Origin of the sequence: Enterobacter sp. R-25, from assembly GCF_049913205.1 — a bacterium.
In the GTDB taxonomy this organism is placed as follows: Bacteria; Pseudomonadota; Gammaproteobacteria; order Enterobacterales; family Enterobacteriaceae; genus Enterobacter; species Enterobacter ludwigii.
This window is the reverse complement of sequence record NZ_CP183982.1, coordinates 2,149,717-2,167,497: the sequence shown is the minus strand read 5'-3', so window position 1 is coordinate 2,167,497 and position 17,781 is coordinate 2,149,717. Positions and strand designations below refer to the sequence as shown.

Here is a 17,781-nt window from a genome sequence, read left to right as displayed (position 1 = left end):
CGACGTAGTACTTTCTCTGAGAGGTTTTAAATGAAATTGAATCTGATTGTCAGAAGTTTCGTGCTGGCTGGAATGATCATGTCCAACAGTCCCTCTTATGCGGCGGAAGCACCAAAGGACGCGTCTGCCGCAACACAACAAGCCAACAATGCCCTTTTTAACCAGCTTCCTTTCTCCGATAACACTGATTTTACCAATGCCCATAAAGGATTTATCGCTCCACTTCCTCAGGACGTTATCAAAGGCGAACAAGGCAATGTCATCTGGGATCCCCAACAGTATTCATTTATTAAAGAAGGTGATAAATCGCCGGATTCGGTAAACCCCAGTTTATGGCGTCAATCCCAGCTGATTAATATCAGCGGTCTGTTTGAAGTTACCGAAGGGGTATATCAGATCCGCAATCTCGATCTGTCAAATATGACCATCATCGAAGGCAAAGAAGGGATTACCGTCGTCGATCCGCTGGTCTCAGCAGAAACCGCCAAAGTCGGCATGGATCTTTATTACAAAAATCGCGGCCAAAAACCGGTCGTGGCGGTGATTTATACCCACAGTCATGTTGACCACTATGGCGGTGTGCGGGGTGTGGTTGATGAAGCCGACGTGAAGGCTGGCAAGGTAAAAGTTTATGCCCCTTCCGGATTTATGGAGGCGGCGGTTGCGGAAAATATCATGGCGGGCAACGTTATGAGTCGTCGCGCCAGTTATATGTATGGCAACCTGCTGAAGCCTGATGCAAAAGGACAAGTGGGTGCGGGTCTGGGGACGACCACGTCCGCCGGTACCGTCACCCTTATCGCACCGACTAACATCATTGAAAAAGACGGACAAAAAGAGGTCATTGACGGGCTGACCTACGATTTTATGCTGGCCCCCGGCTCTGAAGCACCTTCAGAGATGCTCTGGTTTATCGAAGAGAAAAAAATCATTGAATCCGCAGAGGATGTGACCCATACGCTGCATAACACCTACTCGCTGCGCGGCGCAAAAATTCGTGAACCGCTGCCCTGGTCAAAATATATTAACCAGGCGATTGTGCGCTGGGGCGATAAAGCCGACATCATCATGGCACAGCATCACTGGCCAACCTGGGGCAATGATAATGTCGTCACACTGCTGAAGAGCCAGCGCGACCTCTACCGTTACATCAACGACCAGACGTTACGCATGGCGAATGAAGGCCTGACGCGTGATGAAATCGCCGCTAATTTCAAACTCCCGGATTCCCTTGCCCATATCTGGGCTAACCGCGGTTACTACGGTTCTGTCAGCCATGACGTTAAAGCCACCTATGTGCTCTATCTGGGCTGGTTCGACGGTAATCCCGCCACGCTGGATGAACTGCCACCTGAAGAGGCTGCGAAGAAATTTGTTGAGTATATGGGCGGCGCGGAGGCCATTCTGAACAAAGCGAAAACTGACTTCGATCAGGGCAACTATCGCTGGGTGGCGCAGGTCGTGAGTAAAGTGGTGTTTGCCGACCCGAACAACCAGGCCGCGCGTAATCTCGAAGCAGATGCGCTGGAACAGCTGGGTTATCAGGCGGAATCCGGCCCGTGGCGCAACTTCTACCTGACCGGCGCGCAAGAGCTGCGTAACGGCGTGGTGAAAGGCCCGACCCCGAACACCGCCAGCCCGGATACCGTGCGGGCGATGACGCCAGAGATGTTCTTCGACTACCTTGCCGTTCATATCAATGGCCAAAAAGCCGGCGATGCCAAATCGGTGTTTAACATCGATCTGGGCAGCGATGGCGGCAAATACAAACTTGAACTGGAAAACGGCGTGCTGAACCACACGGCAAATGCCGAAGCGAAAGACGCTGACGCTACGCTTACCCTGAACCGTGATACCCTGAATAAAATTATCCTGAAAGAAGTCACGCTGAAACAGGCGCAGGACAGTGGCGATATCAAGATCAGCGGCGACAGTGCCAAACTGGACGCTATGCTTGGCTATATGGATAAGTTCGATTTCTGGTTTAATATTGTGACACCGTAACGGTGCAAAACAGACGGGCGGTCCTTCCGCCCGTTCCTGCTTCACTTGCTCCCAGGAAAGGGTAAAGAGCATTTATGGAAAAAAGAAAAAAAACGACGCCAGAGCGGGCTGCCTGGCCGACGCGTCAGGCGATGGTCATGCACGGGCTGGCGATGAACCTGCCGTGGCTGGCATTCGTCAACATCAGCTTCGCCGTGATGATCCTGCTGCGCCACGTCTCGCTTAAGCCCGACGACCCCCTCTACCTCCGGTCGCTGCCTCTGCTGAAGTTTATCGATGCCTCGATGTTCGGCATTATTATTCTGTCAGCTGCGTTAATCATCATGGCCTGGCGACGTATTGCCGGCATCAGCGTGGTGCTCTTTTTCTGTAGCGTCATCTGGTCGATATCCTGTTTCTGGTTTATCACCGATCTGTTGCTGCCTCACGTCTGGCCCCTGTGCGCGATTCTGTTACTCGCCGGGTTGACGGCACTCTACTTTTACCCTCGTGGGTTACTCGCCTTCGTGATCCCGCTCTGGGTCACGCTACCGGTCGCAAGCTGGGTACTCAATGATGGTGTCAACCTTCACTTTGCCGCCGTCTGGACCGTCTTTACGCTGATTTTGCTCTGCGGGCGTTTCATCCTGATAAGCTGGTTTGATGAGGCCTGGCGACGTAACCAGCAAAACCAGCTGTTGATTTCGCGGCTGGAAGCGCTGGCGCATCAGGATCCGTTAACCCAGACCGCCAACCGTCGCAAGATGGAAGTGGTGCTGGAGAATGCCGTTGAGCAGAAAAAAGCCTTCTCGCTGATTATGCTGGATATAGATTATTTCAAACTTTACAACGACACCTATGGTCATCAGGCCGGTGACGAATGTTTGACCCGCGTGGCGCAGGTGCTCCGGCAGTCGGTGCGAACACCTGATGATGTCGTGTCTCGCTACGGCGGTGAAGAGTTTGTGGTGATCCTCTTTGATTGCCCGGAAAACACAGCCGAAAAAGTTGCCATGCGTATTCAGGACGGCCTGCGCGCGGAAGCGATAGCGCACGACGCCTCAAAAGTCAGCGATCACGTCACCGTAAGCATGGGCATTGCAGGAATGGCAGAGGGTCTGGCGGGGACGGAGATTATTGCCCGCGCCGATGAGGCGCTGTACCGGGCGAAAGCGGCCGGACGGGACCGCTGGTCACGATAGCCGTGTCGGGTGGACGTTGCGCCAGCCCGACACGCTTTGTTTTAATACCGTACACATACCGATTTGGTTTCACACCAGCCATCCAGCCAGTCCGGGCCGAAATCGCGCCCGGTGCCGGACTGCTTCATGCCACCAAACGGCAGGTTGGCGTCGATCAGCGTATGGCTGTTCACCCAGACGGTCCCCGCCTGCAGCCGGTCGGTGTATTCCAGCGCCTTGCTGATATTTTGCGTCCAGACGCTGGCCGTCAGCCCGTATTCGGTGTCGTTGGCCAGCGCCAGCGCTTCTTCGCCATCCGCGACGCGCACCAGGTTGACCACCGGGCCGAACACTTCTTCGCGGGTGAGTCGCAGCGCGGCATCCGGGTTCACCACCAGCGTCGGCGACACGTAATAACCTTTGCCATCCGGGCCCCGATTACCGGTGATCAACTCCGCATTGCGCGATTTTGCCTCGTCGAGGAAGGTCTGCACTTTATCGCAGTGCGCGCGCGAGACCAGCGGGTTGATGAACGCCTCCGGCGACATGCCCGGCCCGACGCTCAGGGATTTCACCGCCTGCTCAAACCCGCTGACCAGCGTGTCAAACAGCGGCGCTTCAATATAGATACGGGAGCTCGCCGCACAAACCTGCCCCTGATTCAGGAAGCTGCCGGTCATCAGGCCTTCAATTACCCAGGCCGGGTCAGCATCTTTCAGTACGATAGCCGGGTTTTTACCCCCCAGCTCCAGCGTCACCCCCGTGAGCGTATCCGCCGCCGCGCGGGCAATTTGCTTGCCTGTCGCCGTTGAGCCAGTAAAGCTCACTTTGGCAATATGCGGATGTGAGGTCAGCGCGACACCGCACACCGCACCGCTTCCCGTGACCACATTAAACACCCCGTCGGGGATGCCCGCTTCACTTGCCAGTTCCGCCACGCGCAGCATGGTGAGCGGCGTGGTTTCTGAAGGCTTAATGACAATGGAACACCCCGCCGCCAGCGCAGGCATGACTTTCCACATCCCGATCATCAGCGGGAAGTTCCACGGCACAATCCCGGCCACCACGCCAACCGGCTCTTTGCGCGTCCACGCCTGATAGCGGGCCCCCTGCGGTAAGGGGATGGAGAGGTCGAGGGTTTTACCGGCAATTTTCGTGGTAAGCCCTGCGGTATAGCGCATCCAGTTCAGGGTGCAGCCCACTTCAAAGGCGCGGGAGATATGAATGGATTTCCCCTGCTCCAGCGTCTCAAGCTGGGCCAGCTCTTCGCTGTGCTGCTCAACCAGATCGGCGAAATGCAGCAGGATACGCTCACGCTCTGCCGGTAATTTTCCGGCCCAGCTACGGGCAACAAACGCACGCCAGCCGGACATCACGGCGCGGTCGACATCATCAACGCTGGCATCGGCGGTGGAGGCGATGACGTCGCCCGTTGCCGGATTATAGACATTGAGCCGCTTTTCACTGTCCGACGCGGCCTGACGCCCTTCAATCCACAGGCCATGATGTCGGTCTAAAAACTGCTGTACGGCAGGCTGAACGGCTACCTGAGATTCAGACATAGGGTACTCCTTCGTTTTTATTCGCAGGGTGTTAATGCAGTCTAAGAGGGGTTTTGGATTCTCGCTTTTGTCTCTGTGACATTCGCTTTGCCACCTGTGACAGGCTCCGCAAATCGTGATAATTCCGTCTTATAACGCTGTTACCGGTGAGTGTTCTTTCCTATAGTCAGCCTCATAGCTCTGACAAAATGCAACACAAATGCAACAATGCAAAAACATTGACGGTGCAGCGAGATAAGCGATGGCGTGTGCAAGCGAAGAGGAACAGTATCAACAGTGGCTGGCACAAATTAACCAGGTCTGCGGGCGTTTTAATGCGCGTCCGCTGGAGGGGGAATTCGTCGGCGAGCTGGAAACCAGCTATGCCCGTAGCCTGAAGTTAAGCACCGTAACCGCAGGTGGCGTTAACCTGTTCCGATCCCGCCATGAGATTAACGACAGTAACGATGCCTGGTTCTACACCGTATTTCAGCTGGAAGGCAGCGCGGAGATTGAACAGGACGACCGCCGCGCGGTGCTGAAGACCGGCGATATCACGCTGCTTGATGCTTCCCGCCCGTGCTCCATTGCCTGGCATGAAAAATCCCGCCAGATTTCGCTGCTGGTTCCGCGCCAGATTATTGAGCAACAGTGTCGTTTTCAGGAGGTAAGCTGCGCGCTCACCCTTTCGCGCACGCTGCCCACCGTTCAGTTAAGCCACCACCTGCTGATGGAAAGTATGGGGAATGCCGATCTGAGTGACCGGGAGAGTGAAGCGGCGCTGGAAGCGATGATCTGTCTGCTTCGCCCCGCGTTCCAGCAGCGCGACGTGGCTCAGCCACGTAAAGAACGCCTGTTCCGCAATGTGCTGTCATTGATTGACGATCATATTCAGTCTGAATCACTACGACCGGAATGGATTGCTGCACAGAGCGGGATGTCGGTGCGAAGCCTCTACCGCATGTTTGCTGATAAGGGGCTGGTGGTCGCCCAGTACATTAAAAACCGCCGTCTCGACCTGTGCGCACAAGTGTTGCGCTCCGCCAGCGATGATGAAAAGCTGGCGGGCATTGGCTACAGCTGGGGCTTTTCCGACCACAGCCATTTTTCAACCGCCTTTAAGCAGCGTTTTGGCGTCTCGCCTGGCGAATATCGTAAGCGCTTTCGCTAACTACTTCTTCAGCCATTTCCCGTTAATGCCTTTCACGTACTCGCCCGGCTGGGCGCGGGCAACCAGCTTTTGCCCTGCCATTTTCGCTACTTCATCCACCGGCAGATTGTTGCTGTCAGCCAGCTTCTGATAGCTTTCCGTGCGCGCGGCGTTAATGCGATTGACCAGCGCCAGGGTTTCCGCATCCTGTTTGATTGGCGCAAGATAACCGCTCAGGGTTTCCCCCACGCGCCCCTGCGTCCGGGCGTCATTTAAGGTCAGTGTTGCCGCCTGCACGTTCATGCCGAGCGCCAGTAACATCAGAGCTAATCGTTTCATGGCATCCTCAGAACAGATCGCTGCGTGATTTCAGCAGGGTTTCAACGTCTTTATCGACCTTAATGTGGATCTCATGTTCGATTTTGACATTCATATTGATGGTAATCGGCTCCTTCGGCGCGGCGACTTCAATGCGCGGCGTACAGCCGGTCAGTAGCGCGGCAACGGCAACGGTGAGCACACCAGCCATCTTTTTCATTGTTGTTCCTCACTTTCCTTGCCAGTCGAACTGCGGATACCAGGTATTGCCGCGTGTTGCTCAAACCAGGTTTGCAGGTTGTCTCCAAAACGCAGGCTGCGCCAGAGGGTAAAGACATTCTCTTCATGGGTATAGTTCAGATTAACGTAGCTGCTTTTACCCTCTACCCGGCTGGTTCCCTTAAGGGTCGCCTGCATGGTTAATTCACCCAGATTATCTAAATTGATTCTTGTCCACGAGCGAGAAATTTCCATATAGCGCAGCCAGTTAATTGCGGCGCCCGCCACCATATTATCTTTTACGATGGCGTCAGCCGTGTCTTTATCGATACGCAGCGTCATCGGGCCGGGGTTGGTCAGCCAGCCATCTTTGATGATCCATTTTTCATTGTCCAGCCAGAACGGCAGCGCCCCGCTCACCGGGCCAGACATCGTAAACTGCTTCGGATTAACGGCACTGATCAGCTCGCTGGAGGAGATATTGTCTACCCGCAACAGCGCCGGATCGTGTTGCGGCATCCTCAACTGCTGCATGGTGATTTTTCCGCCGAGGGTTTCCACCTTCACATTGGTGAGCAGAAGCGGGTTCGCCTCACTCCAGGGGTAGTCACCCTGCAGGTCCGCCGTGATATTCCGCGCGGTCACCAGGTTTACCACCTCGCCAATCCGCAAGGTTACCGGGCCGCGCGTTCCCAGCGACCAGGTGCCCTCACTAAACCGGAACGGCAGGACAAAGTCGACGCCGTTGATCTGGTTGTCTGGCATCCAGGCGCTACCGGCTTTCAGTACGCCGTGACCGCCCGCCTCAAAGCCCTGACCCGCGGCGGCCGAGAAGGCCACCTGCGCATACAGTTCGCCGTCACGCAGCGTCATTTTCCACTCTGGCGGGATCAACGGCTGGAACACGGTGAGCGATTGTTTCGGCCACCAGGCCTGCCCGCGAAGGCGCTCCCCGTCCCAGCGTCCGTTCACCTGTACCGGTCCGATATCATCAGCATGCAGATCGCCCTTGAACTGGAACAGTGTCGGGTCTGTTCCGTCTACGCTGAAGGTCAGCACCGACGGCGGCAATACGCTGCCGCCGCTGAAACGGGTTTGCCCGGCATTCAGCGACAGCGCTCCGCTGAATGTCGGCTTGTCAGGATCGCGATACCAGCGCACCGGGTTATCCAGCACCAGACGGGGTTTACTGACCTCCATGGCACCGTACTTGAGCTGGTCAAAACCGGTTGAAAGCGCAGTCAGCTCAATAAGTTTGTCGCGCCATTCGCCTTTTCCGGCAACATCCCAGCGCGCATTCATTGGGGTGAAGCCCCCTTTGCCCCAGTAGCGCCACTGCCACAGGCCGTTGTCGGGTAAAAAGTCACTGGCCTGGCCATCCAGATGCAGTTCAAAATCACCCATCTCGTTCTCGTGCGCCCGCAAAATGGCCTGCAGGCGTCCATCGACACCCTTTTGGGTCAGCCTGACGCCCGCCAGCGGCCAGCGAATTTCATCAATATCCAGTGAATCGATAATGCGACCACGTGAGCGCAGCAGCGCGCCCGGCTCAAAGGAGAGCTGCGGTTCATACAGGCTTCCGGTCAATTTTGCCGGCAGTCTGGCATAGAGCACCAGGTCGTTATGTTTCGCCTCGCCGCTCAGATGAAGCGGCATGTCGCTTTGTTCCATACTGAGCCTGCCCGGTCCGATATTCAGCACCGCGTTGCCCTTCCCCGCATCCCCTTGAGTGAGCACATTCAGACGCCCGGTCAGGGTCGCTTTCTCAAGCCCCGCCTGCCAGTTATCGACACGAAGGCCAACGCGCCCGCTCAGCGGCATGCCGGAAAGGTTCCAGTTCCAGCGTCCGTCACTGATATTCAGCTGTTCCGCGGTTATTTGCCACGGCAGATCGAGCAGCGGATCGGGGTTATCCCGCGCCATGACCACCAGTTGCCCCTGATTGGCTTCCCAGTCGAGATCGGCATCGACCAGCGAGGTTAACTGTGGCACGTTAAAGGTCGCAACCGCATGGCCTTTAACCGGCACGCCGTCCGGCACCAGCGGCAGGGTGAATTGTCCCACCAGTTTTATCGGCTGTGGCTGGTCGGGAAGTTGTACATCGAACTGGGTGACAGAGAGGGTCTGACCGCGGAGCATCCCTTTAATACTGACCTGCTCACCTTTGTAGGCAATCTCCTGACGGGCGGGCGTCAGCGACGCCTGAAGTTCTCCCTGCCACTGCTGCCAGGGCGAGAGCGTCAGACGATGGACAGTAAGCCAGGTATTCGGTAACACCGCCTGCCACTGCGCCAGCGTTTTGGGCGCGACCGTGGACGGTGCGGACTGGGGAATTTTATTGAGGCAAACGGAGTTCAGTTCGAGCGCGCCGACATCCAGTTTCCAGCGGCTGGGGTGCGACAGGGTCGCGTTATCGACTCGGGCAATTTCGCAGTCATCCACAAGATAGCGAAGATCGGGGATGATCAGGGCATGACGCGTGAGTCTGGGACTTTGTTCAAAGGCGATGCGTGTCCCGACAGGAAGCCAGATCCCGGCAAGGGTTGGTACCCACTGGGCAAGGGTCATCAGCAGCGTCAGCGGCACCAGAATGAACAGCAGTAAGAGCGCGATTGCGGCTTTGTATGTACCCCTCATGGGCAGTTAATATCCTGATTTAGCGAAAGAATTAAGCCGACAGTGCCGATCATTGTCGCATGTTTAGCCAGTCAGTTGAAGAGAATGCCAAATTTAAGGATAGATGCTCTGACCGTATGCGCTAAAAATTTTATTATACTTAACGTCAATAAGTCATCTTAAATTCAATGGGTTAGGCTGTATTTCAAGACGACCTTCAGCGTTGTAGCGTCAAAAGTTAGAATTTGTTGCGCGGCATTGCCAGCAGGTAAACCATCGCAAAAACCAGGGAACCCCAGTACACGGAGTCATACCGATGAGGATCAAAATCTATGTGCAAAAATCCATTCACAAACTCATGACCATTCGCAAAAATGTTTATCTGTACGGCAGCGACTGCAATCACGAGCAATGTATAAGCAATGAAGAGAGGGTATTTGCGGAGTCGGTTGATTTTTATCTTCCCCAGATACAGGAGGACAAAAATTGCAATAGATACAATAAAATAGCAAAAAGCGGGCCACATAGGTGGGTTTAGGGATAACTCAAGTTGTGGTGACATAATCAATTCTCTTTAGCAATCTGGTACATCTGCCATCCTGTAACGCTTCCACTTCGCCCACCTTCTGACACCTCCGCCCCAGGGTGCATCAAATCTATACTTAAGCAGGGGTGTAGATTGAATATCATAGAGTTAACGGGTAAAGATGCTCTAAAATAATTGATAGAACTTATTGAATTCAATAATATTTCAGAAATTGTAAGATAATTTTAATCATGCTAACGTGAATGCAAAATCACTGGAGAAAGTCTTATGAAACTCGCGGTATATAGCACAAAGCAGTACGACAAAAAGTATCTGCAACATGTTAACGAGGCTTACGGGTTTGAGCTTGAATTTTTCGACTTTCTGCTGTCCGAAAAAACCGCCAAAACGGCGCACGGCTGTGAAGGCGTTTGCATTTTTGTGAATGATGATGGCAGCCGTCCGGTGCTGGAAGAGTTGAAAAAACAGGGCGTGAAATATATCGCCCTGCGCTGCGCTGGTTTCAACAACGTAGATCTTGATGCCGCAAAAGAGCTGGGGCTGAAGGTGGTCCGCGTCCCGGCATATTCTCCGGAAGCGGTCGCGGAACATGCCATCGGTATGATGATGTCACTGAACCGTCGTATTCACCGTGCTTATCAACGTACCCGTGACGCCAACTTCTCTCTGGAAGGGCTGACCGGCTTTACCATGTACGGTAAAACCGCGGGCGTTATCGGTACCGGTAAGATTGGCGTTGCCGCCCTGCGCATTCTGAAAGGGTTTGGTATGCGTCTGCTGGCGTTTGATCCATACCCAAGCGCTGCCGCGCTGGATCTGGGCGTGGAATATGTCGACCTGCCGACGCTGTTTTCACAGTCTGACGTTATCTCCCTGCACTGCCCGCTGACGCCGGAAAACTACCACCTGCTCAACCAGGCGGCGTTTGACCAGATGAAAGATGGCGTGATGATCATCAACACCAGCCGCGGCGGGTTGATTGATTCCCAGGCCGCTATTGAAGCGCTGAAAACCCAGAAGATTGGCGCGCTGGGGATGGACGTGTATGAGAATGAGCGCGATCTGTTCTTTGAAGACAAATCTAATGACGTGATCCAGGACGACGTATTCCGCCGTCTGTCTGCCTGCCATAACGTCCTGTTCACCGGACACCAGGCGTTTCTGACTGCCGAAGCGCTGATCAGCATTTCAGAAACCACGCTGGGGAACTTGCAGCAGCTGGAAAAAGGGGAAGAGTGCCCTAACGCTATCGTGTAAACCTATGTGCCGGGTGCGGCTCTGCCCTGCCCGGCCAGCTACGCCCGGTCTGGTGCCCAGCTCCGGTGAGCAAAGCGCCACCAGAGCAGGACAGCCAGCAGCGCAATGGCGCTGAGCACACTAAAGGCCGTCGCAAAAGAGTAATGACCGGCAATGGTGCCGGTTAACGCCGGGCTCATTGCTGCCCCGCCCCCCTGCATCAGCATTACCACACTCTGCCCGGCATTCACGTGCCCACTCCCGCGCAACAGCACCACGATAAACGACGGCACGACAACGCCCAGGATCCCCGCGGCCAGACCATCAAGAATTTGTACCGGGATCATCATCAACGGGGCGTCTGTGGAGGCTGCCAGTGCCGCCCGAACGGGCATGATCAACAGGGGCAGCATGATGAGACGCCAGTAACCGTAGCGCTCAATTCGGCCTGCCACCCCAATGGCGACGGGGATCATCACCGCCTGAGAAATGATGACGGTGGCCGCCGCAAATAATCCGGGATTGATGGTTGCCGGTGCCGCAGCAACCCTCATGCTCAGCATCGGCAGCAGTGCGGCATTGGCCAGATGGAACAGCAGCAGCGTCAGCCCGGTTATCAACAGCGCCCGGTTTTTAATCAGCACCGCGACGCCGGGGACCGGTTGACGGTCTGAAGAGGTCAGCCCCCGCGCCGCATCGTTGTCGATATCTGTATGACGAATGGCAAGCAGCGCGCACAACGTCAGAAGCGTCGTACAGGTCATCAGCAGGAAAATGCCCCCGACGCCCCAGAACCAGGCAATGCCGCCTGCAATCACCGCCGTCAGGAAATTGCCGGCGTGGTTGAACGCCTCGTTCTTCCCCATCTGCGCGCTAAACCCGCTCGGGCCCGTCAGACCCAGCGTAATACCCGCAATCAGTGGCCCCACAAACGCCGCGCAGATACCGGTGATAATTTGCGAGACGGCGACGACGCCGCTCTGCTGACTAAACCAGAGCAGCAGCGTACTCAGCGTAATGGCGATACAAAGCAGTGCCAGAACCGAACGCTTATTACGGGAGGTATCCGTAATAAATCCCGCCGGCAGCGTTGCCAGTAATCCCGCCAGCCCCCCGGCGGTCATCAGGATGCCGATATCATCCGGGGTCCAGTGACGTTCCGTCAGGAAGATGCCGAGAAAGGGCCCGAGGCCATCGCGAACATCAGCAATGAAAAAACTTGTCAGGCACAACGCCCGCAGTGAACGAAGAGACATACTTCCTGCCTTTTGCATATTGGCTGGCTCTGTTAGCGACGGCCTGTACGTTCGACGCCCTGTTAAAATCACGATGCAGTATACCGGAGCGTGTTGAAGCTAAAATGACCTCTCCACTCTTCTGCCGCGGCAAACTCTTTTTATAGAACTTCACGCTTTCCAGATACGCCCATTTATGGGAGTATTTAGGAATCGATTGTTTCCTAAATGATGAGCACAATGTCTGAGAAGCTACAGAACGCACGCGAGCGCGGACGTCCGCGGCAATTTGATCTCGATGCGGCCCTGGATCTGGCGATGCCGGTATTCAGAGAAAAGGGTTACCACAGCGCGTCGATAAGTGACCTGAGCGACGCGATGCAGCTCACTGCGGGCAGTATTTATAAAGCCTTTCACGATAAACGTGGCCTGTTCCTGCAGGTATTCGCGCGTTATACCTCCCTGCGCAATCAATCGTTGCGCGAGCGTCTGGCGCGACAACCTGATGGCCGGGCCAAAATAGCCGAGCTGCTGAACTTTTATCTTGAATCGGCCAGCGCTGTCGAAGGACGCCGCGGCTGCCTGGTGGTCGGCAGCACCCTTGAACTCAGCCAGTTTGACCGCGAAATTGCCGGGCTGGTGCAGAGCGCGCTTGCGCGAAATCAGCACGCGATCCTCCAGCTGATCGAACAGGGTATGCAGGACGGTTCAGTTAATTCGCGACACGACGCGCAGGCGTTGAGCGGCGTTTTGCTGTGCCTGGTCCTGGGCATGCGTGTGGCGGGTAAAGCCGGAGAATTACCGGCACGCGAACGGCTGGCAGAGACGGTGATGGCGCTACTCGCCTAAAAAATTTACCCATAAAGGAAATGATAATTTCCTAAATAGCTGGAGGTAGTCATGTCTGAGAATTCAATCCCCCTTCCGTGGTCGCAGCCTGTCGCGGGCTTGCCCGGTTTTGCGCACTATTACTCAACGGTCGATGGGGTTCGCCTGCACTATGTCAGAGGCGGACAGACGCAAGGTGAAACAATCGTGCTGCTTGCAGGCTTCCCGCAAAGCGGGTTTGCCTGGCATAAGGTGATGGCTCTTTTAGCCGATCGTTACGATATCATCGCACTCGACCTCCCGGGCCAGGGCGACTCCGATAAGCCACAGTCTGGCTACGATACCCTCACGCTGGCCAGTTCGGTTTTTGGGCTGGTGCAGGCACTTGGGATCACAAGACATTACCTGGCCGCCCACGATGTAGGTGCATGGGTTGCCTGGCCGTATGCCCTGCGTTATGAACAGCAGGTAATCAAGCTGGCTCTGCTTGATGCCGGTATCCCGGGTATTACTTTGCCGGACGCCCTGCCCGCGACGCCAGAAAAAGCCTGGAAAACCTGGCACTTCGCGTTTCATCTTCTCCCCGACCTGCCGGAAGCCTTAATTAGCGGGCGTGAAGAGATTTACCTCGAATGGTTCCTGCGGCGAAAAACCGCCAGTCCGATGGCCTTTAGCGATGCGGATATCGCCCGGTATGTCCGCCTGATGCAGCAAAACGGCGCGCTGCGTGCCGGGCTGGCCCCTTACAGAGAAGCGGCAGTCTCCGCTGTTCAGAACCGGACGCTGGCTGAAACGCAAAAACTTCGAGTGCCGTTGCTGGCCGTCAGTGCCGATCAGGGTTCGATTGCCGATATGGCTGCCCCGCTTCGCCAGTTTGCAGAGACAGTGAGTGGCATTACGCTTGCTCATTGCGGTCATTTCATTCCGGATGAACAACCTCAGGCCCTGAGTGAGGCCCTGGCAGACTTCTTCCGTTAACAGGAAGCGCACGGTGTTGATCACTGCTGGCACCGTGCCCTGCTTCATCAACAAAGACAATTGCTGTCGCCATAAAATAAACCTCGCTCAAAATTTATTAAGGAGTTAATCTCGCAAAGAAAATAAGGGGGCATTATGAAAAACTTGATACTCAGTGTTATCGCAAAAATTTCCAAAATGGACGCTGAAGCTAAAGAGCTGGCGGCCAAAGTAGAAGCACAGTCTTTGTTGATAGGCGCGTTGTTACTGACCATTGGTAAAAATGGCGGTATGAACGAAATGCTCGAGAATGTCAGAAAAGCGATCAACGCGGCGCTTGAAGCAGCAGATACGCCGCTCAAATCCGACGCTGAAATGTTACTGAACGAATTCAATAACCTGATTTTATTAACCCAGCTACTCGAAACTAATGACTCAGAGATAAGTATCGAGTCGTTAAAGGAAGCCCCAGGCGAAACGGCCTCAGATTGAAACCCATTCCTAGAGGCTGGAGTTCAGTCTCCAGCTTCTCGTTAAACCCACGCCTTACGCGCAGCGCGCCATGACCGTGTGAGCGTGATTAGACTTTACCAAGCAGAATATTCAACATCCGTCGCAAGGGTTCCGCAGCGCCCCACAACAGCTGATCGCCGACCGTCAGAACCGAGTATATGGGGTCATTGTTAAGCGACATTTTCTTATAACGGCCAATACCCACCTGCAGCGAACCGCTAATGTTAGCGGGAGTCAATTTACTGACACTGTCATCCTTATTATTGGGCACATAGTTAACCCATGGATGGGAATGCGTCACAAGCTCTGCAAATTCTTCTTCGCTGACTTCACGCTTGAGCTTCAGGGTTATTGCAGCACTATGGCAACGGATCACACCGACCCGAATACACAAGCCATTTACTGCAATCGTACCCGGAGAGAGACCAAGAATTTTGTTCGTTTCTGCCTCACCCTTCCATTCTTCTCTGCTATTACCATCCCCTAAATCGCTGTCAATCCATGGAATAATACTGCCCATTAAAGGCGCGCCGAAATTCTGGATGGGCATGTTAGCACTGTTAATTAATTCACTCACTTTATTGACTAAAGGAAGCACTGAACCTGAGGATTCCAGCTCATCAGCAGATAAATATTTACTGATATAAGCGCTTTGAGCAATTAATTCCCGGACATATTTAGCACCCGCTCCGGATGCAGACTGATAGGTCATCACACTCATCCACTCGATCAGGTCAGCTTTAATTAACCCTGACAGTCCCATAAGACTCAGCGTAATGGAACAGTTGCCCCCAACAAAAAGTTTAATTCCCTCTTTGATGGCACGATCGATATTTGTGCGGTTAACCGGGTCGAGAATAATGCAGGCTTTTTCATCCATCCGGAGCGCTGAGGCCGCGTCAATCCAGTAGCCTTGCCAGCCATGGCTAATCAACGCAGGATAAATTGCTTTGGTATAATCCCCGCCCTGACAGGTTATGATGATATCCATTTCGGCCAGGGCGCTAATAGAATTAGCATCTTTGAGTGTGTGGTTGACGCCACCAATGACTGGACCAGCGGCCCCTGCACTGGAAGTACTGTAAAAATGCGCGGAAATATTGTCGAAGTCGTTCTCTTCGACCATTCTTTGTAACAAAACAGAACCCACCATTCCTCGCCAACCAACAATACCAACCTGCTTCATTTGCTTAACCTTAATGACGTTATGAGAATGTTAATTTTTCAAAACATGTTATATCTCATCCCACATTAATGGTCATTACGAATTGCATCACATTCGGCCATTATTAAAATGTTTCATACGGCATCAGCAATTTTTATACCTTTTACACGGCATAATTAATAAAAATTGTGGGGAAGACATAATCAAACAAAAACCGGGCCTCACGCCCGGTTTTGTGGCTGACCTGAATCAGCGCTACGCACTCAACCCGCGATTCTCCAGCATCGGTTCAATCCTCGGATCGTGGCCGCGCCAGTTCCGGTAAAGTTCAGCTCAATCACTACTGCTCCCGCGCGACAGAATCACCTCGCGGAATGTCTGTCCGTTTTCGCGGGTCAAACCACCCTGCTCGACAAGCCACTGATAGCCATCGTCTGCCAGCATTTGCGTCTATAGGTAATCCAGATTCAGTGTTTGATAATACAGGTCAACCTTTTTTATCTGTGGTAAACGTTGCTATTACTTTTTTTTCATCTGCAATTTTACCAAGATTTTCTGGCGCTATTATTCTGCCAACGGGTGTGTATCCGTAGTTTGTCTGAAAGGTCTCATAAAAAAGTACCAGGGTACGATGGCCGTATAACATGAGATCGCCCTGATTAATGGTTCCAGGTTTGACCTGGCGGGTCGGTAAGGGACGGGGCAGATCAGCAAATTTCTCGTTCCCGTTAAGTTCCTCCATCGTTAGAGTCAGGGGAAGCTGTTCAATAAATGCCTTAGCGGCTGGATTATTCTTAAGTTCAACGTAAAAAGTTTGCTGATTGATAGTCATTTTAACGGTCACGGCTTCTTCCTTGTCTGGCTGCAAAGAATTACTGGCACGAACCGGGAATAAAAAGTTCGTGATGATAATAAATAACAGGAATAATATTTTTTTCATCCAGATTCTCTCCTGCAAATGTGCTGCACCTTTCAGGTGCAGCATCAATGATTATTTTAGATAAGCTTTTAAAAAGAAGTCAATTTATCAAATGGGTTCAGATCCGTATGCTTATCTCCGGACTCCTCTCTTACTGGAAATTCTACACGAAAGATGTATGCTGACTAGCTAATGAATGCTTAATGGGCTTATAAGCTATAGTTATGTTTTGTGAGTATTTCACCGATGAAACGTAATCTGAATGACCTGTTTTATTTCATTACCGTCACCCGCGAAGGGAGTTTAACCCGTCGGGAGGCTCAACCAAGGGGGCGCAACCGGCTCTCAGCCAGGCAATATCGGCGTGGGAATATCGGCTGCAGATCAGCCTGCTCATACGAACTACCCGTAACGTATCTCCAATTAATGAGCTGTACTCATAATCAATATAAGTTTATACGCATTATCGAATTAATGCTCTGCTGCTAAGATTATCCCTGTTCAGGAATGTGTCACTGAAGTCTGAAGAGATTGAACCTGTTCTCAGTCTGATAGTGGTGACAACAGCCCATCTCCTATTCAGGAAGAGTAAAAATGACAGATAACATCATAGGCAAAGTAATTGTAATCACGGGCGCATCAAGCGGTATGGGTGAAGCGGCTGCACGTTATCTTGCTGAAAAAGGAGCAAAGGTTGTGATGGCTGCGCGGAGAATAGACCGCATAGAGGCCATTGCGAGTGAGCTCCAAAAGCAGAATAAAGAAGCCATCGCCGTCGCAACCGATGTGACGAAACTTGATGACGTAAACAACCTCATTGAGACTGCGGTCAACAAATTCGGTCGTGTAGATGTTCTTATCAATAATGCCGGCCTGATGCCTCTTTCCCGCCTTGAACAGGGAAATGTCGATGAATGGAATCAGATGATTGATGTCAATCTGCGCGGGGTTCTACACGGGATTGCTGCGGTGTTGCCTTATATGAAATCACAAAAAACAGGTCATATCATTAACACCGCATCTGTTGCTGCACACCTTGTCTTCCAGAGTTCTGCTGTCTATTCGGCGACAAAATTTGCTGTTCGAGCATTAACCGACGGTTTGCGCCAGGAAATGGCGGCACATAACATTCGCGTCACGTTAGTCTCCCCCGGTGCTGTTAAAACAGAACTACTGGAGCATATAACGGATAAAGATGTTAAGGCTGCAAACCAGGATTACGTTGAAAATGTTGGCGTACCAGCAGAAACCTTTGCACGCATGGTAGCCTTCGCAATTAATGAACCAGAAGATGTTGGTGTGAGTGAAATTATTTTCAGACCAACGGCTCAGGAATTGTAATTAGTTTAGTGGCGGCAACTGGAGAAAAACTA

General features: G+C 53.2%; 16 protein-coding genes and 2 pseudogenes. 9 read left to right on the top strand and 9 right to left on the bottom strand.

Annotation, left to right across the window (positions count from 1 at the left end):
- Positions 1-30 precede the first annotated feature (30 nt).
- Together ACN9MQ_RS10425 and ACN9MQ_RS10420 are read left to right on the top strand one after the other, a co-directional pair.
- Positions 31-2,004: an alkyl/aryl-sulfatase gene (locus tag ACN9MQ_RS10425; RefSeq protein WP_068794589.1), complete on the top strand. Its 1,974-nt coding sequence runs from the start codon at positions 31-33 to the stop codon at positions 2,002-2,004.
- A gap of 74 nt (positions 2,005-2,078) precedes the next feature.
- Positions 2,079-3,185: a GGDEF domain-containing protein gene (locus tag ACN9MQ_RS10420; RefSeq protein ID WP_044858382.1), complete on the top strand. Its 1,107-nt coding sequence runs from the start codon at positions 2,079-2,081 to the stop codon at positions 3,183-3,185.
- A gap of 41 nt (positions 3,186-3,226) precedes the next feature.
- On the opposite strand, the gene ACN9MQ_RS10415 is transcribed toward ACN9MQ_RS10420, so the two are convergent.
- The gene (locus ACN9MQ_RS10415; protein WP_073396694.1) at positions 3,227-4,726 is read right to left on the bottom strand and encodes an aldehyde dehydrogenase family protein; all 1,500 of its coding nucleotides are present in this window, start codon (positions 4,724-4,726) and stop codon (positions 3,227-3,229) included.
- 241 nt (positions 4,727-4,967) lie between these two features.
- Between ACN9MQ_RS10415 and feaR the strand changes: the two genes are divergently transcribed.
- Positions 4,968-5,876 carry a transcriptional regulator FeaR gene (gene feaR, locus ACN9MQ_RS10410; protein ID WP_014169920.1) on the top strand — a complete coding sequence of 303 codons (909 nt, stop codon included), beginning with the start codon at positions 4,968-4,970 and terminating at the stop codon, positions 5,874-5,876.
- Here feaR and ACN9MQ_RS10405 read toward each other — a convergent pair whose 3' ends face one another.
- The 4 genes from ACN9MQ_RS10405 to ACN9MQ_RS10390 all read right to left on the bottom strand — a co-directional run bounded on the left by ACN9MQ_RS10405 (position 5,877) and on the right by ACN9MQ_RS10390 (position 9,570).
- Positions 5,877-6,194: a YdbL family protein gene (locus tag ACN9MQ_RS10405; RefSeq protein ID WP_014169919.1), complete on the bottom strand. Its 318-nt coding sequence runs from the start codon at positions 6,192-6,194 to the stop codon at positions 5,877-5,879. It abuts the gene before it with no gap.
- 7 nt (positions 6,195-6,201) lie between these two features.
- Positions 6,202-6,393: a YnbE family lipoprotein gene (locus ACN9MQ_RS10400; RefSeq protein ID WP_014169918.1), complete on the bottom strand. Its 192-nt coding sequence runs from the start codon at positions 6,391-6,393 to the stop codon at positions 6,202-6,204.
- Complete coding sequence (locus ACN9MQ_RS10395) at positions 6,390-9,029, bottom strand: YdbH family protein (protein ID WP_047366268.1); 2,640 nt, start codon at positions 9,027-9,029, stop codon at positions 6,390-6,392. Before ACN9MQ_RS10395 ends, ACN9MQ_RS10400 begins: the two co-directional genes overlap by 4 nt.
- Before the next feature lie 217 nt (positions 9,030-9,246).
- Positions 9,247-9,570, bottom strand: coding sequence for a hypothetical protein (locus ACN9MQ_RS10390; RefSeq protein WP_032678076.1), 324 nt, complete (start codon positions 9,568-9,570; stop codon positions 9,247-9,249).
- A gap of 252 nt (positions 9,571-9,822) precedes the next feature.
- Between ACN9MQ_RS10390 and ACN9MQ_RS10385 the strand changes: the two genes are divergently transcribed.
- Positions 9,823-10,812: a 2-hydroxyacid dehydrogenase gene (locus ACN9MQ_RS10385; RefSeq protein ID WP_014169916.1), complete on the top strand. Its 990-nt coding sequence runs from the start codon at positions 9,823-9,825 to the stop codon at positions 10,810-10,812.
- A 38-nt stretch (positions 10,813-10,850) separates the two neighbouring features.
- Here ACN9MQ_RS10385 and ACN9MQ_RS10380 read toward each other — a convergent pair whose 3' ends face one another.
- On the bottom strand, positions 10,851-12,047 hold the full coding sequence (locus tag ACN9MQ_RS10380; RefSeq protein ID WP_426021109.1) for an MFS transporter: 1,197 nt from the start codon (positions 12,045-12,047) through the stop codon (positions 10,851-10,853).
- A 219-nt stretch (positions 12,048-12,266) separates the two neighbouring features.
- On the opposite strand from ACN9MQ_RS10380, the gene ACN9MQ_RS10375 reads away from it, so the two are divergent.
- The 3 genes from ACN9MQ_RS10375 to iraP all read left to right on the top strand — a co-directional run bounded on the left by ACN9MQ_RS10375 (position 12,267) and on the right by iraP (position 14,303).
- Positions 12,267-12,875 (top strand): TetR/AcrR family transcriptional regulator, encoded by a 609-nt coding sequence (locus ACN9MQ_RS10375; RefSeq protein WP_426021110.1) that lies wholly within the window; start codon positions 12,267-12,269, stop codon positions 12,873-12,875.
- 51 nt (positions 12,876-12,926) lie between these two features.
- Complete coding sequence (locus tag ACN9MQ_RS10370; RefSeq protein WP_014169913.1) at positions 12,927-13,832, top strand: alpha/beta fold hydrolase; 906 nt, start codon at positions 12,927-12,929, stop codon at positions 13,830-13,832.
- A 135-nt stretch (positions 13,833-13,967) separates the two neighbouring features.
- Positions 13,968-14,303, top strand: coding sequence for an anti-adapter protein IraP (gene iraP / locus ACN9MQ_RS10365; protein WP_014169912.1), 336 nt, complete (start codon positions 13,968-13,970; stop codon positions 14,301-14,303).
- A gap of 88 nt (positions 14,304-14,391) precedes the next feature.
- Here the strand turns inward: iraP and asd are convergent, their stop codons facing one another.
- From asd to ACN9MQ_RS10350, 3 genes and pseudogenes are all read right to left on the bottom strand, one after another.
- Positions 14,392-15,510 carry an aspartate-semialdehyde dehydrogenase gene (gene asd / locus ACN9MQ_RS10360; protein ID WP_106504068.1) on the bottom strand — a complete coding sequence of 373 codons (1,119 nt, stop codon included), beginning with the start codon at positions 15,508-15,510 and terminating at the stop codon, positions 14,392-14,394.
- Positions 15,511-15,744: 234 nt separating this feature from the next.
- A pseudogene (locus ACN9MQ_RS10355) lies at positions 15,745-15,939 on the bottom strand (M3 family metallopeptidase); the annotation flags it as partial.
- Positions 15,940-15,976: 37 nt separating this feature from the next.
- Complete coding sequence (locus tag ACN9MQ_RS10350) at positions 15,977-16,429, bottom strand: cyclophilin-like fold protein (RefSeq protein ID WP_106504067.1); 453 nt, start codon at positions 16,427-16,429, stop codon at positions 15,977-15,979.
- Between the two features lie 225 nt (positions 16,430-16,654).
- Between ACN9MQ_RS10350 and ACN9MQ_RS10345 the strand changes: the two are divergent.
- Together ACN9MQ_RS10345 and ACN9MQ_RS10340 are read left to right on the top strand one after the other, a co-directional pair.
- Positions 16,655-16,830: pseudogene (locus ACN9MQ_RS10345) on the top strand (helix-turn-helix domain-containing protein); the annotation flags it as partial.
- 172 nt (positions 16,831-17,002) lie between these two features.
- Positions 17,003-17,749 (top strand): SDR family oxidoreductase, encoded by a 747-nt coding sequence (locus ACN9MQ_RS10340; RefSeq protein ID WP_032681105.1) that lies wholly within the window; start codon positions 17,003-17,005, stop codon positions 17,747-17,749.
- The last annotated feature ends 32 nt before the right edge of the window (positions 17,750-17,781 follow it).